The organism is Flavobacterium sp. TN-1, assembly GCF_052828645.1.
Genome location: NZ_CM128253.1, coordinates 959,009 through 985,145, shown reverse-complemented (window position 1 = coordinate 985,145; position 26,137 = coordinate 959,009). Strand labels below are relative to the sequence as shown.

The following is a 26,137-nucleotide window of genomic DNA, read 5'->3' as shown; positions in this document are numbered from 1 at the left end:
TTGGCTACTTATAAATAAAATCCGTTTGAGTACTTTTGGTTATCTAAAAAACATACAAATGAAATACTTACCAATAAACCGAGAGCTGTACATCAAAAATCGTAAAAACTTTATGGCTCAGATGAAATCAAACGGAGTAGCTGTATTTAATTCTAATGACATCTATCCTGTTAGTGCTGATAGTACTTTACCATTTGCACAACACCGTGATATTCTTTTTTTATCGGGTGTTGATCAAGAAGAAAGTATTCTAGTATTATTTCCTGATGCCCCTTATGAACATTTAAGAGAGATTTTATTTTTAAGAGAAACCAATGAGCATATTGCTATTTGGGAAGGAGAAAAATTAACTAAGGATCGTGCTTTTGAAATTTCAGGGATCAAATCTGTGTACTGGTTACAAGATTTCCATAAGGTATTGAAAGAGGTGATGATGTATGCGGATACAATGTACATTAACACAAACGAGCACTATCGGGCAAGTGTTGAAACAGAAACTCGTGAAGACCGCTTTATCAAATGGTGGAAAAACGAATATCCAGCGCATAAAGTTGAAAAATCAAATCCTATTCTACAAAGATTACGTTCTATAAAAGATTCTATTGAATTAGAATTAATACAAACTGCATGTAATATTACAGAAAAAGGAGTCCGTCGTATACTAGGTTTTGTAAAACCTGGCGTAACAGAGTATGAAATTGAGGCTGAATTTGCTCACGAGTTCTTACGAAACCGTTCTAAGGGTTTTGCTTATACGCCAATCATAGCTTCAGGAGCTAACGCTAATGTATTGCATTATATAGAAAACAACCAAATTTGTAAAGATGGCGATTTATTATTGTTAGATGTAGGGGCTGAATATGCTAATTATTCATCAGACTTGTCACGTACTATTCCTGTAAATGGTCGTTTTACTGAAAGACAAAAAGCTGTTTATAATGCTGTTTTAAAAGTAAAAAACGAAGCTACTAAATTATTGGTTCCAGGTGCTTTATGGAAAGAGTATCATGTAGAGGTTGGTAAAATAATGACATCTGAACTATTAGGCTTAGGTTTATTAGATAAAGCGGATGTGCAGAACGAAAATCCAGATTGGCCCGCTTATAAAAAATATTTTATGCATGGCACCTCACACCACATGGGACTAGACACCCATGACTATGGCTTGTTACACGAACCTATGCAAGCAAATATGGTATTTACTGTTGAACCAGGTATTTATATTCCAGCGGAAGGTTTTGGTATTCGTTTAGAAGATGATGTGGTTATTCAACCATCTGGTGAACCATTTAATTTAATGAAAAATATCCCTATTGAAGTGGATGAAATTGAGAGTTTGATGAATACTTAATTTTTAAATAACAAAAAAGGGAGGTGTCCTAAAAGAACGCAATCTTGTCATCTTGTATTAACAAAGAAAGGCTTGAACGAAGTGAACAAACGAATCACATAGTACTATCCGATCGTAGAAGTGACAAACTAGATGTTAACTTACACTTTTTAGACACCCCTTTTTTTATTTTTACCAAAATAAAAAAGCAATAGAAATGAAATATCTTGGAATTTTACTTATATTCTTAATCCCTTTTTCTTTACATTCTCAAGAAAAATTAACGCAAGATCTAGCTTTAAAGCTAAGTAAAATGCCATTGCATTGCATCAACACTCAATTTCCAAATAAAACTAATCATCTTTCAGATTCTGAGAAAGATGCTCTTTTATTGCCGAAAGATTTACACCCTTCCTTTTATGGTTGTTTGGATTAGCACAGTAGTGTACATGGTCATTGGATGTTGGTCAAACTTTTAAAAGATTTTCCGTCCATTGAAAACAAAAATGAAATAATCAATATTTTAAACCATTCTTTTCAAAAAGATAATATTCAAATAGAATCTGAATATTTTGGAAAATATACTGCTTCAAAAGGATTTGAAAGAACGTATGGTTGGGTTTGGCTTTTAAAATTAGATTTAGAATTAAGCACTTGGAATAACGATTTGGGGCAAAAATGGCATCAGGAATTACAGCCACTTACTCAAAAAATAGTAACCCTCTGGAAAGAATATTTACCCAAACAAACCTATCCTAATCGTACAGGAGTACACCCTAATACAGCTTTTGGATTATGTTTTGCTTATGATTGGGCTCATCACAACAAGGAACATGCTTTTTTAAATTTAATCATTAAAAAAAGCAATGATTTTTATTTAAAGAATATTCAAATACCATCACATTTAGAACCGGATGGTTCTGATTTTTTTTCACCAAGCTTACAAGCTGCTGACTTAATGACTAGAATACTTTCTATAAAAGAATATGAAACTTGGTTGGCAAAGTACTTAACAAAACAGGGTATAGAAAGACTATGCCAATCTCCTACTGTGAGTGATAGGAATGATTACCAAATAGTACATCTTGACGGATTGTCTTTTAGTCGTGCATGGAATATGAAAAAAATTGCCAAAAAATTACCCGATAATAACAAACTAAAGTTGAGGTTAAACACAACTGCTAACCAATTCATCAATAACTCTTTAAAGGTTATTTTTGATGGTGGGTATGGCGGGGAACATTGGTTGGCATCTTTTGCTATTTATGCTCTTTCTATAGAGTAATTAAAATTATAGATACTACTTTACTATTTTTGTAACATGAATTTCATTACTTACAAAAACACAAAAATTGCTTATTCCATTCAAGGAAACGGTTCAACTATAGTTTTACTCCATGGTTTTCTAGAAAATTCAAGCATGTGGGATTTTTACAAAGACGAGTTTTCTAAAGAATATCAAGTAGTTTGTATTGATTTATTAGGTCATGGAAAAACTGAATGTATAGGCTATATTCACACTATGGAGGATATGGCAGAAGTGGTATTTGCTATTTTATCTAGTTTAAGTATTAAAAAGGCAACTTTTGTAGGCCATTCCATGGGAGGATATGTTTCTTTAGCTTTTGCAGAAAAATACGCTGAAATGACAAGTGGTTTAGTCTTATTAAACGCTACAGCTTATGCTGATGATCACGAGCGCAAAATAAATCGTAATAGAGCCATCAAGATGGCACAAAAAGAATACAATTCTTTAATACAAATTTCTGTAGCAAATTTGTTTAGTACGGAAAACAGAGAACAACTTAGTAACGAAATAAACCAAGTAAAATTAGAAGCTCTTAAGACTCCTTTACAAGGTTATATTGCTTGTCAGGAAGGAATGAAAGCAAGAAAAAACCGTGTTAAGATTTTACAAACTGCATTCTATCCTACGTTACTCATTTTAGGTAAAAAAGACGGTATTCTTAATTACGATGAAAGTATTAAACAATTAGAAAATACTTCAACCGAATTAGTTACTTTGCCTGATGGACACATGAGTCATATTGAGAATAAAGGGGTGCTAGGTTCTATCCTAATAGATTTTTTTAAAAAATGTTAAACTATAGTTTCTTCAAAAGCTATTTCTTGATTCAAAATCAATAAAATCAGTTGAATTAATTCTGTTTTAAAACTTTCTAGAATTTCTGTTGTAATCTGGGTTTTAACTTCTTTTTCTACTTTGAGTCCGAAAGGCATAAAACCTGCTTTCATATTTTTAAATGATATAATTCCTACTTCTAAAGGAAATTCATTTAATTCTTTTTGATACATTAAGGCGTAACAGAGTAATTGGATAATTTTCTCATTTTTCAAATCAGTTGTCAAACCATCCCATAAAGTAATTTTAAGCGCGTTGGTTTCAACTTTTCCTGTTTTATAATCAATAATCCTTACTGTATTATTTCGAACCTCTATTCGATCTACATTTCCTGATAATTTGACAATATAGGGTAAACGAGGGTCTTGAATTTCAACTAGCAAAGTGGTTTCTAATTTTAGAACTTTTACTGCATCTCCTTCTTTTATATTCTTTTTTTCTTGTTTGAGAAAATTGGAAATATTTCGTTTAGCCACTTCATAGGCTAATAGATTTTTTCCTTTTTGCACCTCCCCTTCTTTATAAACTGCTTTGAATTGTTTGTAAACCTCATCATCAACAGAAATTAACATTTGTTGTATACTTTCTTCTGTTAGATATTTATCTAAATAAGGTTTATATAATTCCTCCAAAGTCTGATGAATAATAGTACCTAAAGTATTAAGTGCTATATTTTCTTCTACTTCTTCGCTTTCTCGGATTGATAAAATACGTTGAAAATAAAATTGAATAGGATTTCGCATATAAGCGGTTAAAGCAGATGGTGAAAAACCTTTATTGGAAGCAATTTCATATAATCGTTGCATTACTGCTTCTGATTTTTCAATTTTCAATGGTTGATAGGCAATGGTTGGAATTTCGGGTTGCATAGTTTTAAAAACCAACTGATGATTAGGTTGTTTTTCGACTTGTAATTGGGTTATAAATCGACTTTTTTCACCTCCATCTAAACCATCATTTTCTGTGTTGTAGATTAAAAAAATATTTTTAGCACGTAAGATCAAATGGTAAAAATGATACGTATAAATGGCATCTTTTTCTTTAAAGGTAGGCAAGCCTATTTCTCGCTTTACATCGTATGGAATAAAACTATTGGTAGATTTACCAGCGGGAAATTTTCCTTCATTCATAGAAGTGATGATAACTGTTTCAAAATCTAGAACACGGCTTTCTAATACTCCCATTATTTGTAAACCTGACAAGGGTTCTCCTTCAAAAGAAACTTCTGCTAAATCAATTATTTGTTTATAAATAGAGTATAATGCAACTGGTGATTGTACAAAATCATTTTTTTCGCAATAGGAAATCAATTTATTCATTACTTTATAGATGGCATATAAGAATGTCTTGGTAATTTTATCTTCTTGTGTATTATCAGAAAGACATTGTTTTATATGTAATAATATAAGACCTAATCGCTGAGCAATAACCAATGCTTTTCCGTCCCATCTTTCAAATAATAAATTAAATAAATCGGATGAATTAGTATGAAGAGTGAGTAAACGTTCTTGGGTAATAAAAGTAAGATTATTCTTTTTTATTATTTGAATTAAGTCTTTTGCTTTTAAAAAACTCTCAATAATAGGATTTGATAAAATGTCTAGTATATCTTTATAATAAAACACATAACTAGTAGCATTTCGTTGAATAGCATTAGTGTGCATTTTAAAAAGCTTGTTCAATAAAATTTGTATTGGGTTATTACGCGCAGAGTATCCCATTGTAATATTTAAACTTGAAACCTCTTCAGGTAATGAATGCAAGGTGGGAACTAATAAATTTTCATCTCCTAAAACCAAAGCTACTTTATTTAGTGAGTTGGGATCTGTACTTACTATATTTTGAATAATATTAGATACAATTTTAGACTGCCCAATTGATTTTGATGAACCTATGATTTCTATTTTTTTTTCTTGTGAAAACTCATCTATAATCCAATCCAAAAGATTGTTTTTATAATGTCCCCATTGCATTTTAAATTTACGAATGAAGAGACCTGCATCGTGATGTGGATCGTTTAAAAAAACACGATCTATATCCCAAAGAATTTCAGCTTTATCAATGGCCACCAAGTGTTGAATTATTTTTTCTTCTGCTTGATTAAGTGCGTTAAATCCTGCGAAGATTAGTTTTTGTGCTTTCAGTTGTTGCGCAAAAAATTCTAAGTTTTCAACGGCTTCTTTATAAATTAATCCTTGATAACCAACTCCTTTAGACAGGAGTGATTCATAATATTTTTGATAATAATTAGGGACTTTATCCCAAAATAAAATTTGTTTATGAATTAGTTCTGTTTTTTGATTGGGTTCTAAATTCCAACGTTTTAAAACTTCTATTTCTTTTAAATAAGAAAACACATAATTGGGTTTGATCAAATAGCGATCAATTTCGTTAAAATCTTGTAATAGGATTTTGGCCCAATTAGAAAACTGTTCAAAATCTTGTTGTTCATCTATTGGGGTTATTTCAAGATAAATATCATAAAAAGCAAATAGTAACTCAATATTGTCTAGGGGACGGATTCCTGCTAAGTCTTGTATAAATTCTTCAATACTTATAATAGTGGGTGCAAAGGCATATTGGGAAAAATATTGTTTTATTTTGTCTAATAAAAAGACTCTTGCTCTTTTATTAGGTAAAACTATTACAATATTTTCTAAATCGTTTGAATATTTATTAAAAAGGAAAAAAGTTAGCTTATCGAGAAACGTAATCATGCGATAAAAATAAAAAAACGCCTCGAAAATTGAGGCGTTTTTAAAGAATATTATAAAGAAAATTATTTTACTAATTTCACTTCAACTCTTCTGTTTAAAGCTTTGTTTGCTTTAGTAGTGTTAGGAGCTACTGGTTTAGTATCACCATAACCTTCTGAAGTTAAACGATCAGCAGCAATACCTTTAGACTCTAAGTAAGATTTAACAGCTGCTGCTCTTTCTTTAGATAATTGTAAGTTTTTATCTTTTTTACCTACGTTATCTGTATGCCCTTCAATAGAGAATTTAGAGCTTGGGTACTCGTTTAAGATAGCTGACATAGCTTCTAAAACTGGGAATGTTTGTTGTTGGAAACTAGCTTTACCTGTATCGAATAAGATTGTTTTAGCATAGTCATTTAATTTTTTAACAACTTCTTCGCTTACTTCTGGACAACCATTGTTAGCTACAGTACCTTTAACTGATGGACATTTATCGTCTTTATCTAAAACTGAGTCACCATCAGTATCTGGCCAAGGACAACCTGCGTTATCTCTAGGACCTGCTTGGTTAGGACATTTATCTTTGTTATCAGCTACGCCATCACCATCAGCATCAGGACAACCTTGTAAGTTAGCTAAACCTTTAACTTCTGGACAAGCGTCATCTTTATCAGCGATACCATCACCATCACCATCAGGACAACCGTTTAATTCTTTTAAACCAGCTACATCTGGACAAGCATCATCTTTATCTTGAATACCGTCTTTATCTGTGTCAGGACAACCGTTGAATTCTTTTAAACCGGCTACATCTGGACAAGCATCGTATTTATCATAGATACCGTCATTATCTGTATCTTTACCTCCGAATTGGAAAGTTAAACCTGCCATATTTTGGAATACTGAAGGAACATCAACTCTATCAGCAAAAGATTTTTTGTATGTAGTACTAAAAGAAAGACCTACTTGTTCAGTTAACCAAAAAGTTAATCCTGCTCCAGCATTTGCATTTCCTCCAGATGATTTTCCAAAGAAAGTGTATCCACCACCTAAGTGTAAAGATGGATCAAACCATTTTACTCCAATTAGGTTTTTGAAGCTATAACCAATTTTACCATCAATTCCGTAATACATTACGTCTGGATTAGCAACTTGTATAGATTGGTTTCTATCAACATAGTCAAACTTGGTGATTTTGTTAACAGATCCGATTACTCCAAACGACCAGTTTCCTCCTACGTTTCTAGTAACAGATAAATAAGAAACAGATGGAATAATATTTTGGTCTCTGTCAAAATGTCTGAAACCAGCAAATTTATCTAAGAATCCTTCCTTAGAATCAAAAGCTCCCTCTGGTCCAGCACTCGTTCTAGTGTCTACAGAATTCACACCGAATGATATCGCCCATGGATTATCACTGCTCTGTGCATTAGCACCTAGACCAGCAACCATCATCATAGAAACAAAAAGTTTGTTAACATGTTTCATACTAAATTTTTATTTGATTACAATACGTTATTGTCAGCAAATGTAATAGATAGGTACTTAATTACAAAATCTATTTCAAAAAAAATACAGGTATTAGTAATTTTTCTACAGTATTATTTTTAATTCTTTACCTACTTTGATAAAAGATTTTATGGCCTTATCTAAGTGTTCTTTGGTGTGTCCAGCTGATAGCTGTACTCTAATACGTGCTTTATCTTTAGGCACTACTGGATAGAAAAAACCTATAACATAAATACCTTCTTCTAATAATTTATCTGCCATGGTTTGTGACAACTTAGCATCATATAACATAACAGGTACTATTGCAGAATCTCCGTCTATAATATCAAATCCTGCTTTTTTCATTCCTTCTTTGAAATAATTAGTGTTCCATTCTAATTGATCGCGCAATGAAGTATCTTTTTCTAATAATTCAAAAACTTTTAAAGAAGCTCCTACAATGGCTGGAGACAATGAATTTGAAAATAAATAAGGTCTTGAACGCTGGCGTAAAATTTCGATAACTTCTTTTTTAGCTGTTGTATAGCCTCCCATTGCACCACCTAAAGCTTTTCCTAAAGTTCCTGTAATAATATCCACACGTCCCATTACGTCTTTAGCTTCTAAAGTACCTTTACCTGTTTGCCCTATAAAACCTGCCGCATGACATTCGTCTACCATTACCATTGCATCGTATTGCTCTGCTAAATCACAAATTTTATCTAAAGGTGCTACTAATCCATCCATAGAAAAAACACCATCTGTTACGATTAGTTTAAATCTATGACCTGCTTCATTTGCTTTTTTTAACTGTTGCTCTAAATCCGCCATATTGTTATTTTCATAACGATAACGGGCAGCCTTACATAAACGTACTCCATCAATAATAGAGGCATGATTTAAACTATCTGATATGATACAATCTTGTTCACTTAATAAGGGTTCAAAAACACCTCCATTTGCATCAAATGCTGCCGCGTATAAAATAGTATCTTCTGTTCCGTAAAATTTAGCAATAGCAGCTTCTAAATCTTTATGAATATCTTGTGTCCCACAAATAAAACGAACAGATGACATACCAAATCCATGTGTATCTAATGCGTCTTTAGCTGCTTGTACAACTTCAGGATGTGATGATAATCCTAAATAATTATTAGCACAGAAATTAAGAACTGTTTTACCATTTACTGTTATTTCTGCTCCTTGTGGCGAGGTAATAATTCTTTCTTTTTTATACAATCCATTAGCTTCTATGCTTGCTAATTCTTCTTTTAAAAAATCTTTAATCTTTCCGTACATATTTTTAAGTTCAAAGTTTTAAGTACAATGCTGAGATGTATTTTGGTTACAAAAAAATCTTCAACTTTCTTTTTTAAGCTACAAATTTACCACTTCCACCTTTTCACCAACATAAACCAGTGATTTTTTTTCGATTTGATATCCCATTTCACTTAATGCTTTTTCATAATCCAGAAGTTGTTGAATATATTTTGGATGAGGTGTACCTGTTTTATAATCCAACAAAAAAGCTTTCTTTTTATTTATAACTATTCTATCGGGGATATGATTTGACTCGCCTTTTTTTAGAATTGCTTTTTCATTATATACCACAACATCTTGAGTAAAAAAAACTGCTAATTCGGGATGTTCTATTATTTCTGTCAAAGTCGTTTTTATTTGATCTTCTTGTGATTTAATAATCAAACCATTTTCAACGGCTTTAATTAGGGCAAGTTCTATATCATTTTTTGTTTTTATGTACGATAATATTTCATGCAAAGTATTACCAAATTCTATAGCTTCTAGCTGTTTACTTCCCCACATCATAGCTTCTCGTTGAGCAATCTTAATAGCATCTGTATTAATTGTGGTTGTTATAGGCGGAATAACTTCTACTGGATTGACTATAGAATGTGCAGTAGATACTCGTTCTGGATTTCCAAAGTTGTATGATTGTTTTTCTTTATCAAATTCTTCTTGGCTTTCAACATATTCTATAAAAAAGGAAGCTAAAGTATTAGGTAAATTTCCTTGTTTGTTCCGTTCTTTCCATGAGGATATAATATATAATTGCTCTTCAGGTCTGGTTAAGGCCACATAAAGGACATTTATATTATCTAACAAATCTTCTTGTATTTTTTGTTGATATACTTCAAAAGCTTTTAAACCATAATTTGTAACTTTACTAGATTTATCTATCAAGAACTTTTCTACTTCTTTTGTTTCTTCTGGCGCATCTAGCCACATTTTTTCTCGTTTGTTCCGACTGTAATTTTCATCCGCAAAAGGAAAAATAACGACTGGAAATTCCAATCCTTTTGATTTATGTATTGTCATAATCCGGATTGCATTAGCTCCTTCTGATGTGGGTACACTTAACTTGTGCCCATTTTTTTCCCAATAATGTAGAAAATCAGGTATTGAAAATTGATTTTTTACATCTTTTTCTAATACAATATCTAGGAAATACTGTACATAAGCATTGTTTTTTTTTGCAGGAATGCCGTTTAAAATAATGTGTTCAACTAATTCGTATAACGATTTGCGGCGTATATTTTTAAAATCAATTGTTATTTGAAAATCTACTAACCATTTTTGTAATATTTCCTCATCTAATTTCTTTATTCCTTCTGCTATAAAATCATGGATAGGCAATACTGTATTAAATTCTGTAGCTAAGTAATACAATGCTAAGGCTAATGCTTCTCGATCTTTTGTATTGGTAAGATAACGAAGCATATTTAACAAAAACTGTACTTCCGAAGCTGTTTCGAGTAATAAACTTTCTGAAGAAATAACAGGTATATCTTGTTTGGTTAAATAATTAGCTAACAAAACACCTTTATTGTTACTTCTAACCAAAATAACTATTTCATTATAAGAGTATCCTTTTTGTTGAATTTCTAAAATAGTTTGCCAAGTCTTCTTTAGATACAAATCATCTTGCGAGATTTCTTCCTCATCGTCTAAGTTTATATCTGTTGCTTTAGGTAAAAAATGAATACTTACAAAACCTCCTTTTTTATTTTTAGTTTTCTGAAAACTTTTGTTTTCATATAAGTCTTTATAAGAATCTTCCTCAAACTTGAAAGATAAATGCTTAAAAAAGGCGTTATTAAAGTAAATTATATTTTCGCAACTTCTATAATTGGTATCTAAATCTACTACCCTTTTATCTTTATTACTGAAAGGGTTGGTTTGATGGGCTAAACTGATAAACTGTTCTGCTTTTCCGCCTCTCCAACGATAGATAGACTGCTTGGGATCGCCCACTAGAAGTAACGATCCTCGTACACCTTGCAAATCTTCACTTGAAAGAGCATTATCTATCAAAGGAATTAGATTTTGCCATTGCATTTCAGATGTATCTTGAAACTCGTCTATAAAAAAATGTTTATATTTTTCTCCCAGACGCTCATATATAAAGGGTGCAGGTTGGTTCTGAATTTGTTCATTAATTAATTTATTAAATTCTGCAATTGACAAGATTTGTTGGTCTTCTTGTATACTTTTTAATTGATTACTAACCGTGTTTAATAAAGATAAAGGTGTAATATTTTTTAAAAAAGCATCATATAGATCTTTCTTTTGAAATTGATTATAAATACCTTCTAAGACTTTTAATAATTCAGGAATACAAGATTCTATAAGGGTTTTATCTTTAGCTGCTTTATTAACTTTTATGTCATCAAATTCATGATAGGTTTTATTAGTTGGGTTAAATTTTCCTTCTGCTATTCCTTGTATATGTTTTGGAAAATGTCCTGCTGAAAATGATTTTAAATCAATTCCTTTATTTTCAATCCATTCTAATAATAAAGCTGCTTGACTCTTTGTTTCTTGAAGAATCCGTTCACATTGTTCTAACAAACGATTTCTTAACACTACAAAGTCTTGAATAGACTTATCTTTTAGTAGGGCTATTTCTTCTCGACTGTTTTCATTTGTAATTAATTTTCCTGTATTAAAAATTTCATTAGACACATCCCAAGATTTATCATCATCTGTCTTTTCCATTGTAAAATCAACCAACAACTTAGTTAATTCTGGATCATTACCCGCTTGGGCTACTATGGCATCTACGGCTTCTTGAAGTAAATTATCTGTATCTAAAGAAACCTCAAAAGTTATGGGTAAATTCAAATCAATTGCAAACGAACGGATTACTTTATGTGTAAACTTGTCAATCGTTGAAATATCAAAAGCGGCATAATTGTGAATTAGGTTTTTAATAATTGTTTGTGCTTTTGTTGTAATTTGATTTAGACTTAATCCTGTATCAGCCGCAATATCTTGCATCAGATCAAGTGTTTTAGGAGCTGGATTATTGCTGGTAAAATCAAAAAGACTATTTACAATTCTGCTTTTCATTTCATGAACAGCTTTATTGGTAAAAGTAATAGCTAGAATATTTCGATACGCATCTTCTTTTGAGGATAATAAAATAATTTTCAAATATTCTTTAACTAGAGTATATGTTTTACCTGCTCCTGCTGATGCATTATAAATAGTGAAAGCGGAATTTTGTCTAGTCATTTAAAAAAAATTAAAAAGAATATTTTATCTACTCTTAATTTCATAAGCAGATAAAACACTGATAAAAAAGTAGTTAAATACTATTTAGTAAGAAATAAATAATAACTATTTCTTTATCCAAAGTTAATTGATTAATTTTGATTTCAAATTTATTAATTATTTAAAACAATAATATTATGGCATTTGAATTACCGCAATTACCTTACGCATACGATGCGTTAGAACCTCATATTGATGCGAGAACTATGGAAATACACCATACAAAACACCATAATGCTTACACGACTAACTTAAATGCAGCAGTTGCTGGCACTGAATTAGAAGGTAAGTCAATAGAAGAAATCCTGAAAAATTTAGATATGACAAAAGCTGCCATTCGTAATAATGGAGGTGGTTTTTACAATCACAACTTATTCTGGACTGTGATGTCTCCAAATGGTGGTGGAGAGCCTACAGGCGAATTAGCTGAAGCTATTGATTCAGCTTTTGGAAGTTTTGCTGCATTTAAAGAGGCTTTTACAAAAGCAGGTGCTACACAATTCGGTTCAGGGTGGGCTTGGTTATGTGTAAAAGAAGGCAAATTAGAGGTTTGTGCAACAGCTAACCAAGACAATACATTAATGCCAGGTATAGGTTGTGGCGGCACACCAATCTTAGGAATGGATGTATGGGAACATGCTTATTACCTAAACTATCAAAACCGTCGTCCTGATTATATGGAAGCTTTTTTTAATGTAATTAATTGGGCAGAAGTAACCAAACGTTATAACGAAGCAAAATAAAACAAAAAGGGTGTCCGAAAAATCAAAAGTGCACGATCTTGCCTTTCCTACAAAAGAGAGGCTCGAACGAGGCAAATCAAACAATATTGATTCCTTATTTTTTGGACACCTTTTTTATTTAAATTGTATTACACCAAATGGTGTTACGCAGTAATCTAACATAATATCAGAAGTACTAACATCAGATATTAACTCCTCGGGATCAAAATAAGAAAGTCCTATTTTTATTGTTTCAGGTTTACAAACTGATAAGAATTGATCATAAAATCCTTTTCCATAACCTACACGATTTCCTTTCTTATCATACGCTAATAAAGGCACAAAAACTACATTTATTTTAGAAACAGGAACCTCTATACCTTCTACTGGTTCAGGAATACCATAATCATTCACTTGAAACTGTGTATTATCCGTTAAAAGATAATGAGTCATTTCTCTAGTCTCAAAATTAGATTTAGAAACTACCACTTCTTTATCTCTACCTGATAAAATCTGAAGGATAAATTCAGTATTAATTTCTTTTTGTTTTTCAATAGGTAAAAAAAGATGAAAATACGTTTTATCCCAAATGGGTAAATCTAAACAATGATTAGCTATACTCAAACTATCATTCATAATTTCATCAAAAACAAGCGATTTACGCAATGTTTTATACTTTTCTCGAAGGTCTTTTTTATTCATAAGACAAATTTAACAGAAAATAAATTAAATTTGTTTGTTTTTCATATACTAAACTACCCGTATGAGCTCTTCACTTGAACTTCAAATTCAAACACTACCTGATCAACCAGGTGTCTATCAATATTTTGATAAAGAAGGAAAGATTTTATATGTTGGAAAAGCAAAAAATTTAAAGAAACGAGTTTCTTCCTATTTCACTAAAACACATGATACAGCAAGAATTAATGTTTTAGTAAAAAAAATTACCGAAATTAAACACATTGTAGTTCCAACCGAAACAGATGCTTTATTACTAGAGAACAATCTGATAAAAAAACTACAACCTCGTTATAACATTAACCTAAAAGATGACAAAACCTATCCTTGGATTTGCATTAAAAATGAAGCTTTTCCCAGAATATTCCCTACAAGAAGAATGATTAAAGATGGATCTGAATATTTTGGCCCTTATACAAGTTTTAAAACAGTAAATACTATTTTAGAACTCATAAAAGAGCTTTATCCTTTACGTACTTGTAGTTATGATTTGAGCCAATCTAATATTAGATCTGGAAAATTCAAAGTTTGCCTCGAGTATCATATAGGTAATTGCAAAGGACCTTGTGAAGGCTATGAAACACAAGTTCGTTATCACGAACAAGTAAATGCTATTCGAGAGATTTTAAAAGGAAATTTTAAAGATTCTTTACGCGACTTCAAAAAAATGATGCAAGAATTGGCTATGAACTTGCAATTTGAAGAAGCTCAAAAAATAAAAGAAAAAATAGAAGTTTTAGAAAATTATCAAGCTAAATCAACTATATTAAATCCTAAAATCACTAATCTGGATGTCTTTTCAATTATTTCTGATGAAACAATGGCTTATATTAATTTTTTACAAATATCACATGGTGCCATTGTTCGATCTCATACAATGGAAATTAAGAAAAAATTAGAAGAAACCGATTCAGAGCTTTTAGAATTGGGTATTATTGAACTACGTGAACGTTTTCATTTGAATGCCAAAGAAATCATTGCTCCTTTTGAAGTAAATCTAGGAGATAAAATAACCGTGACTATTCCGAAATCTGGCGATAAAAAACAAATTTTAGACCTTTCAGAACGCAATGCTAAATATTACCGTTTAGATCAACTGAAACAAATTAAAATCGTAGATCCCGAAAGACATACTAATAGACTAATGGCACAGATGCAAAAAGATCTGCGTCTGAGCGTTGAACCCCGCCATATAGAATGCTTTGACAATTCTAACATACAGGGGACTAATCCTGTTTCCGCCTGTGTTGTCTTTAAAAACGGAAAACCTAGTAAAAAAGACTATCGCCATTTTAATATCAAAACAGTAGAAGGCCCCAATGATTTTGCTTCTATGGAAGAAGTAGTCTACAGAAGATACAAACGCCTGTTAGAAGAACAAGAACCCTTGCCTCAACTTATCATTATAGATGGAGGAAAAGGTCAACTCTCTTCCGCTTTAAAAAGTTTAGATGATTTAGGCTTAAGAGGAAAAATAGCTATAATAGGTATTGCTAAAAAATTAGAAGAAATTTTTTACCCTGGAGATTCCATTCCTTTATATCTTGATAAAAAATCAGAAACACTAAAAACCATCCAACATTTACGAAATGAAGCTCACCGATTTGGTATTACCTTTCATAGAGATAAACGAAGCAAAAATGCAATACAATCAGAATTAGAACTAATTTCAGGAATAGGTGAAAAAACAAGAGAAATATTGCTAAAGCACTTTAAAAGTGTAAAAAGAATTAAAGAAGCAACAGAAAAAGAAATTTCTGACGTTATAGGACTTTCAAAAGCCAAAAAAATTCACGACTTTTATGCTAAAAAATAGCTATATGTCTAACCTAAAATCTACTAGTTGTTTGGCAACTATATTCTCCTTAAGGTTCATTGCTTATCTTATTTTTTTTAACACAACTCTTTCCGCACAAGAACTCAACAAAAAACCTAAAATTGGTCTTGTTCTAAGCGGTGGTGGGGCTAAAGGACTCGCGCATATTGGCGCATTAAAAGAAATTGAAAGAGCAGGAATTAAAATAGATTATATAGGAGGTACAAGTATGGGGGCTATTATAGGTGGACTATATGCTTGTGGATATACAGCACATGAACTTGATTCTATCTTTAGCGAAACAGATCCAGACTCTATACTACGAGACAGAATACCTAGAGATAATCAAACTTTTTATGAAAAATACAACAATGAAGTATATGCTGTAACGCTTCCTTTTCAAAAATTAAGAATATCAGTTCCCAAAGGAATTTCAAAAGGTCTTTACAATTTTAACTTGATTAGCAAATTAACTCATTCATACCGACATATTACGGATTTTAGTTTATTAAAAATCCCTTTCTTATGTATCACTACTGATTTAGAAACAGGTCAAGAAATAGTTTTAAAAAAAGGAAACTTACCATTAAGTTTATCCGCAAGTGGTGCCTTTCCCTCTTTATATTCTCCTGTACAAATAGAAAATCGTTTTTATATAGATGGTGGAGTAACTAATAACTTTCCCGTTGAAGAAGTAAAAAAAATGGGAGCCGATATAATCATAGCCATAGACGTACAAGATAACCTCAAAGATATTGATAACATAAGTGGAGCTACAGGTATATTATCTCAAATATCAAACTTTAGTACGTTACAAAATATTGAAAAGAAAAAACAATTAATTGATGTATATATTAAACCTAATATTAATCCCTATTCTGTCATTTCTTTTGAAGAAGGCAAAGAAATAATCCAAACAGGTGTAGATGCCTGTAAACCTCATTGGGAAAAATTAAAATCGTTAGGCATACACATTCCATCCTTTTCAAAAAAAGAAAAAGAAAACACATTAGATATAAATGGTATAGGCATTGAAGGATCTAAAAACTATACTAGAAGTTATTTTTTAGGAAAACTACGTTTTCTTCCTGAAAACAAAATTACTTACAATCAGTTACAGTCAGGATTAAACAATTTAAACGCTACCCAAAACTTTACCTCTATTACCTATGAATTTATTAAAAATAAAAACAAAGATGATTTAATTATCAATGTTGTTGACAATCCCATAAAGACCTATCTTAAATTAGGTTTACATTATGATAATATTTTTAAATCTGGAATATTATTCAACGTTACACAAAAAAAATTAATTTTTAAAAACGACGTAGGTTCTTTAGACTTAATACTAGGAGATAATACACGTTTTAACCTTGATTATTACATTGATAACGGATACCGTTGGAGTTTTGGTTTTAAAAGCAATTATGATCAATTTAATAGAAACAGTAACATAGATTTCAAAGGAAACGAGCTGATAAATCATATCAAAAGAGATCCCATTGAAATTAGTTACAAATCATTATCAAATAAAACATACCTACAAACAATTTTTGCACAAAAATTCTTAATTGGTGCAGGAATAGAACATAAATACATAGATATAACATCCAATTCAACAGGTACTCTTTCTCCGCAATTAGATAAAAGCCATTATTTGAGTGCAATAGGATTTATGAGATTTGACTCGTTCGATAATAAATACTTTCCAAAGTCAGGTTGGTACTTTTTTGGTGACATTAACAGCATTTTTCATTCATCAAACTATTCAGATGATTTTGAAAAAGCTTCACTATTCATGGCAGATATGGCATACGTAAAAACATTTTGGAATCATTTTTCTCTAAAAATACAATCAGAAGGAGGCTTTACTATAGGAAAAAAACTTAATCATATTAATGATTTTATATTAGGAGGGTATGGATTTCATCATTTTGGAAATTTCAAACCTTTTTTAGGATATGATTTCTTATCAAAAAGTGGAGATAGTTATGTAAAAGGAAGTTTAAGTTGCGATTATATATTTTATAAAAAACATCATCTTAACTTTACTGCTAATTTTTCTAATATAGGAAAAAAAATATTTGATAATGGAGAATGGATTACAAAGCCTGACTATACAGGATATGGAATAGGATATGGATTGGAAACGCTCATTGGTCCCATTGAAATTAAACATTCTTGGTCTTCTGAAACTGCTAAACATTATACTTTTTTCAGTATAGGGTTTTACTTTTAGATTTTATGTTAAAGATTTCTATAAAATTCAATTTTATTGGTTTATTATTTGTAAAAAAGCTATTTTTGAAACGATATAAACCAAACTTTTAAATTTTATGTCTATTTGGAAAAGAAAATCTATTGATCTTTTATTAGCCGAGGCTTCTGACTCAGAAAAAGGTCTAAAAAGAACTCTGTCTTCTGGTGCCTTAGTTGCCTTAGGAATTGGAGCAATTATAGGGGCAGGACTATTTTCATTAACAGGTATTGCTGCTGCTGAAAATGCAGGACCCGCTGTAACTCTATCTTTTGTTCTAGCTGCAATTGGTTGTGCTTTTGCTGGATTATGTTATGCTGAATTTGCTTCAATGATTCCAGTTGCAGGAAGTGCGTATACTTATTCTTATGCTACTATGGGCGAATTCATGGCATGGATTATTGGCTGGGATTTAGTATTAGAATACGCATTAGGTGCAGCAACAGTAGGAGTAAGCTGGTCTCGATATTTTCTAGAATTATTAAATAAATTTGGAATTCATTTACCTCATAGCTTAATATGTTCACCTTGGGAAACTCTAAAATTAAGCGACGGTACAGTCATAGAAGGAGGTGTTATAAATTTACCTGCTGTTCTTATAGTTTCATTACTTTCCTTACTATTAATTAGAGGTACAAAAGAATCCGCAAACTTAAATAACTTCCTAGTAATTTTAAAAGTTACCGTTGTAATACTTTTCATCATATTAGGATGGAATTATATCAACCCTAACAATTACACCCCATATATTCCTGAAAATACAGGAGTAAAAGGTCAATTTGGATGGTCAGGTATTGCTGCTGGTGCCGCAACTGTATTCTTTGCTTTTATAGGTTTTGATGCTGTATCAACAGCAGCCCAAGAAGCAAAAAACCCACAAAAAGGTATGCCAATAGGTATATTAGGTTCTTTAATTGTTTGTACAATATTATATGTTCTTTTTGCACATGTTATGACAGGTTTAGTACCTTATTATGAATTTGCTGGAGATGCAAAACCAGCTGCAACTGCATTTGCTAAAACTCCTTATACATTTTTACAAACAGGCCTTATAGTTGCCGTATTAGCAGGCTATACCTCTGTAATGTTAGTTATGCTAATGGGACAAAGTCGCGTGTTTTACACAATGAGTAACGACGGCTTATTACCAAAGTTTTTCAGCACTATTCATCCTAAATTCAGAACCCCTTGGAAAACAAATATATTTTTCTTAATCTTTGTTAGCATCTTTGCTGGTTTTGTTCCTGTGTCTGATTTAGGTCACATGGTAAGTATAGGAACTCTTTTGGCCTTTGTTTTAGTATGTATTGGCGTACTGGTAATGCGTGTTAAAATGCCTGACATTCCAAGAGCGTTTAAAACTCCATTAGTACCATTCGTTCCTATTGCAGGTATTTTGGTGTGTTTGTATTTAATGTATTCATTACCACTTGAAAGCTGGATGCGTTTAGTTATTTGGATGGCATTGGGTGTCATTATATACTTTATATACGGCAAAAAAAATAGTAAGCTTAATAAAGAATAATAAATTTATTTATACCTTTTAAAAACCCAAGTTAAAAATTCTTAACTTGGGTTTTTTATACCCTAATTTTAATTCTATATTACGCATTAGAAATGGATTAGAATCTAGAAAAGCACTCCATTTTTACCTTCCATGCAAAACTATAGCTATAGCACAAAATTTCCGTGCCTTTTTACTTTCTCCTTTTTCCTAATATAAAATATGGGGAAGCAAAAAACACATCAGAATATTAAACACAAATCTTTTAAAATCTCTAAAAGGTCACTAAGATGATTTTATAACTATAATTTACATCCTTCTTTAAAAATCATTAATACAAAAAAAGGCGATCAGAAATGATTGCCTTTTGATTATAAATTATTGTTCTTATTAATCATTTAATTTTAATACTGCCATGAATGCTGATTGTGGAATTTCTACGTTTCCTACTTGACGCATACGCTTTTTACCTTGTTTTTGTTTTTCAAGAAGTTTACGTTTACGTGATATATCACCTCCATAACATTTAGCTGTTACGTCTTTACGTAAAGCTTTAATGGTTTCACGAGCAATAATCTTAGCACCAATAGCAGCTTGGATAGGAATTTCAAATTGCTGGCGTGGGATTAACTCTCTTAATTTTTCACACATTTTTTTACCAATATGATACGCATTATCTTCATGAATTAAAGCAGACAAGGCATCTACATTCTGTGCGTTTAATAATACATCTAAACGAACTAACTTAGAAGTACGCATTCCTATAGGGTGATAATCAAAAGAAGCATACCCTTTAGAGACCGTTTTTAAGCGATCATAGAAGTCAAAAACGATTTCAGCTAAAGGCATATCAAAATTTAATTCAACACGCTCAGGAGTCAAATAAGTCTGATTTGTAATTTGTCCTCTTTTTTCAATACATAAGCTCATAACATTACCTACGAAATCTGATTTGGTAATAATAGTTGCTTTTATAAATGGTTCTTCAACTCTATCTAATTTAGAAGGTTCTGGCAAATCAGACGGGTTGTTCACAATAAATGATGTTTCAGGATCTTTTTTTGTGTAAGCTAAATACGAAACGTTAGGTACTGTAGTAATTACAGTCATATTAAATTCACGTTCTAAACGCTCTTGAATAATTTCCATGTGTAGCATCCCTAAGAAACCGCAACGGAAACCAAATCCTAAGGCTGCTGAACTTTCGGGAGCAAAAACTAATGAGGCATCATTTAGCTGCAATTTTTCCATTGAGGCACGCAATTCTTCATAATCTTCTGTATCTACTGGATAAATTCCAGCAAAAACCATGGGTTTAACATCTTCAAAACCATGAATCATATTAGTAGTAGGTGTTTTAGCATCTGTAATAGTATCCCCTACTTTAACTTCTTTAGCTTCTTTTATTCCTGAAATTAAGTATCCAACATCCCCTGTAGAAACAACGTTTTTAGGAACTTGGTTTAATTTTAAAGTACCTATTTCATCTGCAAAATATTCATTGCCTGTAGCCATGAATTTAATTTTTTGCCCTTTTTTAATTTCACCATTTTTTACTCGGAAAATAACTTCAATACCTCTAAACGGATTGTATACTGAGTCAAAAATTAAGGCTTGCAAGGGCTCTTCTGGGTTTCCTTCTGGAGCTGGAATACGCTCTACTATAGCTTCTAATATTTTATCTACACCAAATCCCGTTTTTCCAGAAGCATGAATAATATCTTCTAACTTACATCCTAATAATTCTACTATATCATCACTCACTTCCTCTGGATTAGCACTTGGCAAATCAACCTTGTTTAAAACAGGAATAATTTCTAAATCATTCTCTAATGCTAGGTATAAGTTAGAAATCGTTTGTGCTTGTATACTTTGTGCCGCATCTACAATCAATAAAGCACCTTCACAAGCAGCAATTGAACGTGAAACTTCATAGGAAAAATCCACGTGTCCTGGCGTATCAATTAAATTTAAGATGTATTGCTCTCCTTTGTAATTGTATTCCATTTGGATGGCGTGACTTTTGATGGTAATCCCGCGTTCGCGCTCTAAATCCATATTATCTAACAACTGTGCTTGTGCTTCACGAGCCGTTACAGTTTGCGTGGCATCTAATAAACGGTCGGCCAAGGTACTTTTACCATGGTCAATATGTGCAATAATGCAAAAATTTCTAATTTTCTTCATCGTTTTTACCTTCCAAAAAATTGCGGAATCTTTAATATGCAAATATAATCAAATTCACATATTTCAACTAGAATTACAAATTCATTTATTAATCCTATCCTTTTCTTTGTGTTTTTATAAAAAATTAGGTATTACCTCTTCTATCATAATTCAATATTAATGTATAAATATAGGCAAAAACATTATTTTCATTTAAAAACACGATGTACAAAAAAACTAATTTATACCATTTCAACTTTGAAATTTCATTATAATACTATTTTTAACCTTGAGACTGTCCAAAAAGTTCGCAATCTTGTTCATTTAGACCAAAGGGAGAAATCACATAATATTGATTATGAAACTCCTCCATACGTAGGAGTGACAAACCGCATGCTGATTTAGACACTATTCTACAAAAGCAGTAAAAATTAGTATTGATTCTCGATGCGCTTCGCGCTCGAACTAACGATGATTTCAATTATATACTCAACCGTTTGTTAGGGTTATTTCTAAAATAAAAAAATGTATCGAGAACTTTATTTTTTAATCCAGTATATTTTAAGTTTCAACCTAAACCATATATGTTAGACTTTTTGATGAAAATAAAAAATGAGTGTTTTAAGATTTAAAATCCTTTTTATCTGCGATAATTTTCTAATACATGATCTAGATTTAAAGACATATAATTCATCTTTAGATCTTCAGATAAATAAATTTAAAATTTAATCTGAATTTTCAAAAAATGCTTAAAACCTAATCACGCTTTAAGTTAAAGTATGTTCTCATTATTTTGTAATTTTGTACCAAAATATAGACCGATGGTTAAAATAGGCAATATAGAGCTACCCGATTTTCCTTTGTTATTAGCCCCTATGGAAGACGTGAGTGATCCTCCTTTTCGTCGCTTGTGTAAGATGCATGGTGCTGATTTGATGTACTCTGAATTTATTTCTAGTGAGGGACTAATTCGTGATGCTATTAAAAGCCGTCAAAAATTAGATATTTTTGATTATGAACGTCCTGTAGGTATTCAAATTTTTGGTGGAGATGAAGAGGCAATGGCCATGAGTGCCAAAATAGTAGAAACCGTGCAACCTGATTTATTAGACATCAACTTTGGTTGTCCAGTAAAAAAAGTAGTTTGTAAAGGGGCTGGTGCAGGCGTTTTAAAAGATATTGACTTGATGGTGCGTTTAACTAAAGCCGTTGTAAATAGCACAAATCTACCTGTAACGGTTAAAACTCGTTTGGGTTGGGATGATCATTCTATCAATATTGATGAGGTAGCTGAACGATTACAAGATGTGGGTATCCAAGCTTTAACTATTCATGGACGTACGCGTGCACAAATGTATAAAGGTCATTCCGATTGGTCACACATTGCACGTGTAAAAAATAACCCACGAATAAAAATCCCTATTTTTGGTAATGGTGATATTGATTCCGCGGAAAAAGCATTAGAATACAAAAATACTTATGGGTTAGATGGTATTATGATAGGTCGTGCTGCTATTGGGTATCCTTGGATTTTTAATGAGATTAAACATTATTTTATTACTGGCGAATTATTAAACTTACCTAATATTGCAGATCGAGTAGAAGCAGCTAAAAACCACTTAACATGGTCTATTGAATGGAAAGGTGAACGTGTGGGAATAGTAGAAATGCGTCGTCATTACACCAATTATTTTAAAGGAGTACCTCATTTTAAGGAGTATCGTAACCAATTGGTTACATTAGATAATTATCAAGATTTATTATTTGTTTTTGAAGAAATTATTGAAAAATATTCTGAAAAATAAATTCAAAAAGTAGGTATGTATTCTAACAAAACGGGCTTTCTATCCCCCCTAAATACAGATACCCAAATACACTAAAACATAAAAACCCCTGAAAACCCTTGTAAAATAAGCCTCTCACGAATGTTGGGAGGTTTTTTTTTGAAAAATACAAATGCCCAGATTATACCATTTGCTACAGTTATGCTACCGTTTGAGGATGCGATATTGTACCATTTTAATGATACACTACCATTAGCAAGACAAATATAGCAAAAAAAGCCCTTAAAACCCTGTAAATACAAGCTTTTAAGCTATAAATACCCTAACACACCACCACGCTAAAAACCCTTTTTAAAACCAATTTAAATGCGATTTTACAAGAAATACGACTTTTTGTATTTTACCTGTTTTTTTGCAATGGATGAACAGTTGGGTGAACAGTTGGGTGAACAAAAATAAGATTTAAAAACACGACTTACACCCTATACCCTAGTATTAAAAACCATAGTTAAGGCGTAAAAATAGCCACTTAACCCCCCTATAATTGCAATAAATACATATAGCTATAAGTGTTATGTTTTTGATTTTCAATTAAATAACGATTTTAAGCCTTTTTTTACACCTTCTTTTACTAGTATTTTACACAAATCTAACCTTACCTGTACTCTCTTCTTTGTTTACACAACCCAAAACCCTTGATAAATGTTTTATATTTTCTTTTCGGACTTTAATAGGTTGGTGAATAAGTGTACCATCTGGGTAAGTATCATAGTTAGTACTGTAACACATAATATACTCATCATCATAGTTTGCAATTTTCTTTGTGATACGCATTTCGTCAGTTTCTACCACATAATTTCTACCCCAAATAATTTCATTTTTGTCCTTTAACTCTCTAATAACTAATGTACACCCACTTTCATACTCTATCATACTATCTCCGTAATGCCTAATGGCTGCGGTAGCACCATTAAACCAATCACCTGCATCGATCTTAACTGATGAATTAAAAGTTGTGTCTAAACCTGCCGTTTGCTGTGTACCTCCTATAGTTTCAACATCTTCATACAAAGGAATTAAGTTTCTCTTATGTCCTCCTTCGTTGGTATCACTCTTCAACATTTCGCCATTGCCTGTAAGTAACCATTCAGCATTTAAATCCATATAATGATGTAATATTTTACATGCTTTATCAGTACCCATATTATCAGAGTTGTCTAAAAACTTATTAGAAAAACCTAAATCTTTACAAAATTTATATTTACTAATCCCTTTAAAATCAATGTATTGTTTAATTCTTTCGGTTGCCCCCATAGAATAAGTGTATTTTTTTACATTAAAAAACTTGTTTTAATGTAATATTTTACGATATTTGTCACATCAAAACATTATAACAATGACAAAAGTAGTAGAATTATCGGAGATTGTTACGATTTGCGAACAAAATAAACAAACAGGCGATGTGTACACCTTATCTAAGATGTTCAACATGACCACCGATGCAATTCGTATGCGCATATCACGCAAGGACGAAAGAACTTACAGAGCCTTATACATCATTGTATGTCAGCGTGAACAACTTATAAACGACTTTAAAAACCATCAATATGAATCAACTAATTAACATTACCAACCAAAACGGAACTTCAGTAGTTTCAGCAAGAGATTTACACCAATTTTTAGAAGTTAAAACAGAATTTAAGGACTGGATAGCTAGAAGAATCGAAGAATACGGATTCGTTGAAGATGTAGATTTTGTTTTGCCGCTCAATTTTGAGCAGCAAAAAGGTAGAGGTGGTCACAACCGAAAAGAATACGCCATCACTTTAGATATGGCTAAGGAGTTGAGTATGGTTGAAAAAAACGAAAAAGGTCGCAAAGCACGTCAGTATTTCATCCGTATAGAAAAGGAACAACGTCAAAACAGTATTCTTATTCCTGCCAAAGTAGTTTCTAACGGGGTTACGTGTCTGCCTTACACGCATTGGTTATTGCAAAATGGTTATTCTGTAAATAGTGGTGCTTTTAGAAGGCGTATCAAGAAAAACCCTAGCCAATTTGTAAAAGGTGCAAAAGGCTGGTACATCAGCGAGGGTATGGCGCAGTATTTTTTGAACCACCGTGAGAATACGCAAATGGTTCAACAATTGCCACCAGCTAATCCTTTACAACTAAACATTTTTGAATAATGAACGACCTAAACGCACAGTACCGAGCGCAAATAGAAGCCTTACAAAAGGAACTTGAGCGCAAAAACAAACAATTAAAAGAGGCAACCACGCTCATACAAGAACTACACGACTTGTTTGCCTCTGAATTAAAAGAGCTTTAAACCCTCATAAATAATATACAGAAAATGGAACAGACAGTTATTATAAATATTGATAAGTTAATAGATAATATCTCTATTACTCATCCCTCACAAGCTGATAATCATCAAGCACTTAATGAACAACCTGAACATAATGAAATAGAAGTATTAATAAAGGCAAGCGATTTAAGTGAAATGATTAACGAAATAAAAAGGCTTCGTTATCACGAAGCTACTACGGTAGGGCTTTGGGCTATTGACCAAAAACCCTCAAAAGTAAATCACAAATGGATTAGGAAAAATGCTTTTAAGATTAAGAAACTCGGTACTCATCCCTTATCCTAAGGCTAAAAAACGAACCTTTCGAACGTGCATTTAAGAAGTCTTTAAAAACATACTCGGGTACACGATGATATTTATAGAGCATACCAGACTTAAATTTTACATATAAAACAGAATTTTCGGAATCATAGCCAATAGCACTAATAACAGAAGAACGAACAGCAATCATATTACTATATTTTTTGATTAGACACCTCAAATATAGTAAAAATCCCGCCACGGCATTAGCGTGGTTTCGACACCACGGCGGGAACAAAAACTAA

At 31.7% G+C, this 26,137-nt stretch carries 19 protein-coding genes and 1 pseudogene; 12 read left to right on the top strand and 8 right to left on the bottom strand.

Annotated features, from left to right (window positions below):
- The first annotated feature begins 58 nt into the window (after window positions 1-58).
- The 3 genes and pseudogenes from ACUXZJ_RS04115 to ACUXZJ_RS04105 all read left to right on the top strand — a co-directional run bounded on the left by ACUXZJ_RS04115 (window position 59) and on the right by ACUXZJ_RS04105 (window position 3,434).
- A complete protein-coding gene (locus tag ACUXZJ_RS04115; protein WP_060383674.1) occupies window positions 59-1,351 on the top strand; it encodes an aminopeptidase P family protein in 1,293 nt (430 codons plus the stop codon).
- Window positions 1,352-1,547: 196 nt separating this feature from the next.
- Window positions 1,548-2,615: pseudogene (locus tag ACUXZJ_RS04110) on the top strand (DUF2891 domain-containing protein).
- Between the two features lie 36 nt (window positions 2,616-2,651).
- Complete coding sequence (locus ACUXZJ_RS04105; RefSeq protein WP_060383676.1) at window positions 2,652-3,434, top strand: alpha/beta fold hydrolase; 783 nt, start codon at window positions 2,652-2,654, stop codon at window positions 3,432-3,434.
- On the opposite strand, the gene ACUXZJ_RS04100 is transcribed toward ACUXZJ_RS04105, so the two are convergent.
- The 4 genes from ACUXZJ_RS04100 to ACUXZJ_RS04085 all read right to left on the bottom strand — a co-directional run bounded on the left by ACUXZJ_RS04100 (window position 3,431) and on the right by ACUXZJ_RS04085 (window position 12,195).
- Window positions 3,431-6,190, bottom strand: coding sequence for a PD-(D/E)XK nuclease family protein (locus ACUXZJ_RS04100; protein ID WP_446195832.1), 2,760 nt, complete (start codon window positions 6,188-6,190; stop codon window positions 3,431-3,433). The two genes, ACUXZJ_RS04105 and ACUXZJ_RS04100, sit on opposite strands and share 4 nt — an antisense overlap.
- A gap of 62 nt (window positions 6,191-6,252) precedes the next feature.
- On the bottom strand, window positions 6,253-7,659 hold the full coding sequence (locus tag ACUXZJ_RS04095; RefSeq protein ID WP_060383678.1) for an OmpA family protein: 1,407 nt from the start codon (window positions 7,657-7,659) through the stop codon (window positions 6,253-6,255).
- A 105-nt stretch (window positions 7,660-7,764) separates the two neighbouring features.
- Window positions 7,765-8,958, bottom strand: a complete 1,194-nt coding sequence (kbl, locus tag ACUXZJ_RS04090; RefSeq protein WP_060383679.1) for a glycine C-acetyltransferase — start codon at window positions 8,956-8,958, stop codon at window positions 7,765-7,767.
- A 78-nt stretch (window positions 8,959-9,036) separates the two neighbouring features.
- Window positions 9,037-12,195, bottom strand: a complete 3,159-nt coding sequence (locus ACUXZJ_RS04085) for a UvrD-helicase domain-containing protein (protein ID WP_063743499.1) — start codon at window positions 12,193-12,195, stop codon at window positions 9,037-9,039.
- Window positions 12,196-12,371: 176 nt separating this feature from the next.
- On the opposite strand from ACUXZJ_RS04085, the gene ACUXZJ_RS04080 reads away from it, so the two are divergent.
- Complete coding sequence (locus ACUXZJ_RS04080) at window positions 12,372-12,977, top strand: superoxide dismutase (protein ID WP_060383681.1); 606 nt, start codon at window positions 12,372-12,374, stop codon at window positions 12,975-12,977.
- A 114-nt stretch (window positions 12,978-13,091) separates the two neighbouring features.
- On the opposite strand, the gene ACUXZJ_RS04075 is transcribed toward ACUXZJ_RS04080, so the two are convergent.
- Window positions 13,092-13,658: a 5-formyltetrahydrofolate cyclo-ligase gene (locus tag ACUXZJ_RS04075; RefSeq protein WP_063743498.1), complete on the bottom strand. Its 567-nt coding sequence runs from the start codon at window positions 13,656-13,658 to the stop codon at window positions 13,092-13,094.
- Between the two features lie 61 nt (window positions 13,659-13,719).
- Between ACUXZJ_RS04075 and uvrC the strand changes: the two genes are divergently transcribed.
- The 3 genes from uvrC (at window position 13,720) to ACUXZJ_RS04060 (ending at window position 19,292) form a co-directional block, all read left to right on the top strand.
- Window positions 13,720-15,510, top strand: a complete 1,791-nt coding sequence (uvrC, locus tag ACUXZJ_RS04070; RefSeq protein WP_060383683.1) for an excinuclease ABC subunit UvrC — start codon at window positions 13,720-13,722, stop codon at window positions 15,508-15,510.
- A 4-nt stretch (window positions 15,511-15,514) separates the two neighbouring features.
- Window positions 15,515-17,749, top strand: coding sequence for a patatin-like phospholipase family protein (locus ACUXZJ_RS04065; RefSeq protein WP_063744164.1), 2,235 nt, complete (start codon window positions 15,515-15,517; stop codon window positions 17,747-17,749).
- A gap of 97 nt (window positions 17,750-17,846) precedes the next feature.
- Entirely contained in the window at window positions 17,847-19,292 is a 1,446-nt protein-coding gene (locus ACUXZJ_RS04060) for an amino acid permease (RefSeq protein WP_060383684.1), read from the top strand.
- A 369-nt stretch (window positions 19,293-19,661) separates the two neighbouring features.
- Here the strand turns inward: ACUXZJ_RS04060 and lepA are convergent, their stop codons facing one another.
- Window positions 19,662-21,458: a translation elongation factor 4 gene (gene lepA, locus ACUXZJ_RS04055; protein WP_060383685.1), complete on the bottom strand. Its 1,797-nt coding sequence runs from the start codon at window positions 21,456-21,458 to the stop codon at window positions 19,662-19,664.
- Between the two features lie 800 nt (window positions 21,459-22,258).
- Between lepA and dusB the strand changes: the two genes are divergently transcribed.
- Complete coding sequence (gene dusB / locus ACUXZJ_RS04050) at window positions 22,259-23,242, top strand: tRNA dihydrouridine synthase DusB (protein ID WP_060383686.1); 984 nt, start codon at window positions 22,259-22,261, stop codon at window positions 23,240-23,242.
- A gap of 618 nt (window positions 23,243-23,860) precedes the next feature.
- Here dusB and ACUXZJ_RS04045 read toward each other — a convergent pair.
- Window positions 23,861-24,535: a S24 family peptidase gene (locus ACUXZJ_RS04045; protein ID WP_088420507.1), complete on the bottom strand. Its 675-nt coding sequence runs from the start codon at window positions 24,533-24,535 to the stop codon at window positions 23,861-23,863.
- A gap of 82 nt (window positions 24,536-24,617) precedes the next feature.
- Between ACUXZJ_RS04045 and ACUXZJ_RS04040 the strand changes: the two genes are divergently transcribed.
- From ACUXZJ_RS04040 to ACUXZJ_RS04025, 4 genes are read left to right on the top strand one after another with little or no spacing between them, the layout of a single operon-like run.
- The gene (locus ACUXZJ_RS04040) at window positions 24,618-24,845 is read left to right on the top strand and encodes a hypothetical protein (protein WP_088418506.1); all 228 of its coding nucleotides are present in this window, start codon (window positions 24,618-24,620) and stop codon (window positions 24,843-24,845) included.
- Window positions 24,829-25,410 carry an antA/AntB antirepressor family protein gene (locus tag ACUXZJ_RS04035; RefSeq protein WP_088418508.1) on the top strand — a complete coding sequence of 194 codons (582 nt, stop codon included), beginning with the start codon at window positions 24,829-24,831 and terminating at the stop codon, window positions 25,408-25,410. The genes ACUXZJ_RS04040 and ACUXZJ_RS04035 overlap by 17 nt, the downstream gene beginning before the upstream one ends.
- Complete coding sequence (locus ACUXZJ_RS04030; protein WP_163445087.1) at window positions 25,410-25,553, top strand: hypothetical protein; 144 nt, start codon at window positions 25,410-25,412, stop codon at window positions 25,551-25,553. The genes ACUXZJ_RS04035 and ACUXZJ_RS04030 overlap by 1 nt, the downstream gene beginning before the upstream one ends.
- 24 nt (window positions 25,554-25,577) lie before the next feature.
- Window positions 25,578-25,877, top strand: coding sequence for a hypothetical protein (locus tag ACUXZJ_RS04025; RefSeq protein WP_446195036.1), 300 nt, complete (start codon window positions 25,578-25,580; stop codon window positions 25,875-25,877).
- Here the strand turns inward: ACUXZJ_RS04025 and ACUXZJ_RS04020 are convergent.
- Window positions 25,846-26,043: a KTSC domain-containing protein gene (locus ACUXZJ_RS04020; RefSeq protein ID WP_088420441.1), complete on the bottom strand. Its 198-nt coding sequence runs from the start codon at window positions 26,041-26,043 to the stop codon at window positions 25,846-25,848. The two genes, ACUXZJ_RS04025 and ACUXZJ_RS04020, sit on opposite strands and share 32 nt — an antisense overlap.
- Window positions 26,044-26,137 lie beyond the last annotated feature (94 nt).

Excerpts from the sequence above, each read along its gene's own strand:
- ACUXZJ_RS04115 (WP_060383674.1), top strand. The coding sequence starts at position 59 with ATGAAATACTTACCAATAAACCGAGAGCTGTACATCAAAAATCGTAAA.
- ACUXZJ_RS04105 (WP_060383676.1), top strand. The coding sequence starts at position 2,652 with ATGAATTTCATTACTTACAAAAACACAAAAATTGCTTATTCCATTCAA.
- ACUXZJ_RS04100 (WP_446195832.1), bottom strand. The coding sequence starts at position 6,190 with ATGATTACGTTTCTCGATAAGCTAACTTTTTTCCTTTTTAATAAATAT.
- ACUXZJ_RS04095 (WP_060383678.1), bottom strand. The coding sequence starts at position 7,659 with ATGAAACATGTTAACAAACTTTTTGTTTCTATGATGATGGTTGCTGGT.
- kbl (WP_060383679.1), bottom strand. The coding sequence starts at position 8,958 with ATGTACGGAAAGATTAAAGATTTTTTAAAAGAAGAATTAGCAAGCATA.
- ACUXZJ_RS04085 (WP_063743499.1), bottom strand. The coding sequence starts at position 12,195 with ATGACTAGACAAAATTCCGCTTTCACTATTTATAATGCATCAGCAGGA.
- ACUXZJ_RS04080 (WP_060383681.1), top strand. The coding sequence starts at position 12,372 with ATGGCATTTGAATTACCGCAATTACCTTACGCATACGATGCGTTAGAA.
- ACUXZJ_RS04075 (WP_063743498.1), bottom strand. The coding sequence starts at position 13,658 with ATGAATAAAAAAGACCTTCGAGAAAAGTATAAAACATTGCGTAAATCG.
- uvrC (WP_060383683.1), top strand. The coding sequence starts at position 13,720 with ATGAGCTCTTCACTTGAACTTCAAATTCAAACACTACCTGATCAACCA.
- ACUXZJ_RS04065 (WP_063744164.1), top strand. The coding sequence starts at position 15,515 with ATGTCTAACCTAAAATCTACTAGTTGTTTGGCAACTATATTCTCCTTA.
- ACUXZJ_RS04060 (WP_060383684.1), top strand. The coding sequence starts at position 17,847 with ATGTCTATTTGGAAAAGAAAATCTATTGATCTTTTATTAGCCGAGGCT.
- lepA (WP_060383685.1), bottom strand. The coding sequence starts at position 21,458 with ATGAAGAAAATTAGAAATTTTTGCATTATTGCACATATTGACCATGGT.
- dusB (WP_060383686.1), top strand. The coding sequence starts at position 22,259 with ATGGTTAAAATAGGCAATATAGAGCTACCCGATTTTCCTTTGTTATTA.
- ACUXZJ_RS04045 (WP_088420507.1), bottom strand. The coding sequence starts at position 24,535 with ATGGGGGCAACCGAAAGAATTAAACAATACATTGATTTTAAAGGGATT.
- ACUXZJ_RS04040 (WP_088418506.1), top strand. The coding sequence starts at position 24,618 with ATGACAAAAGTAGTAGAATTATCGGAGATTGTTACGATTTGCGAACAA.
- ACUXZJ_RS04035 (WP_088418508.1), top strand. The coding sequence starts at position 24,829 with ATGAATCAACTAATTAACATTACCAACCAAAACGGAACTTCAGTAGTT.
- ACUXZJ_RS04030 (WP_163445087.1), top strand. The coding sequence starts at position 25,410 with ATGAACGACCTAAACGCACAGTACCGAGCGCAAATAGAAGCCTTACAA.
- ACUXZJ_RS04025 (WP_446195036.1), top strand. The coding sequence starts at position 25,578 with ATGGAACAGACAGTTATTATAAATATTGATAAGTTAATAGATAATATC.
- ACUXZJ_RS04020 (WP_088420441.1), bottom strand. The coding sequence starts at position 26,043 with ATGATTGCTGTTCGTTCTTCTGTTATTAGTGCTATTGGCTATGATTCC.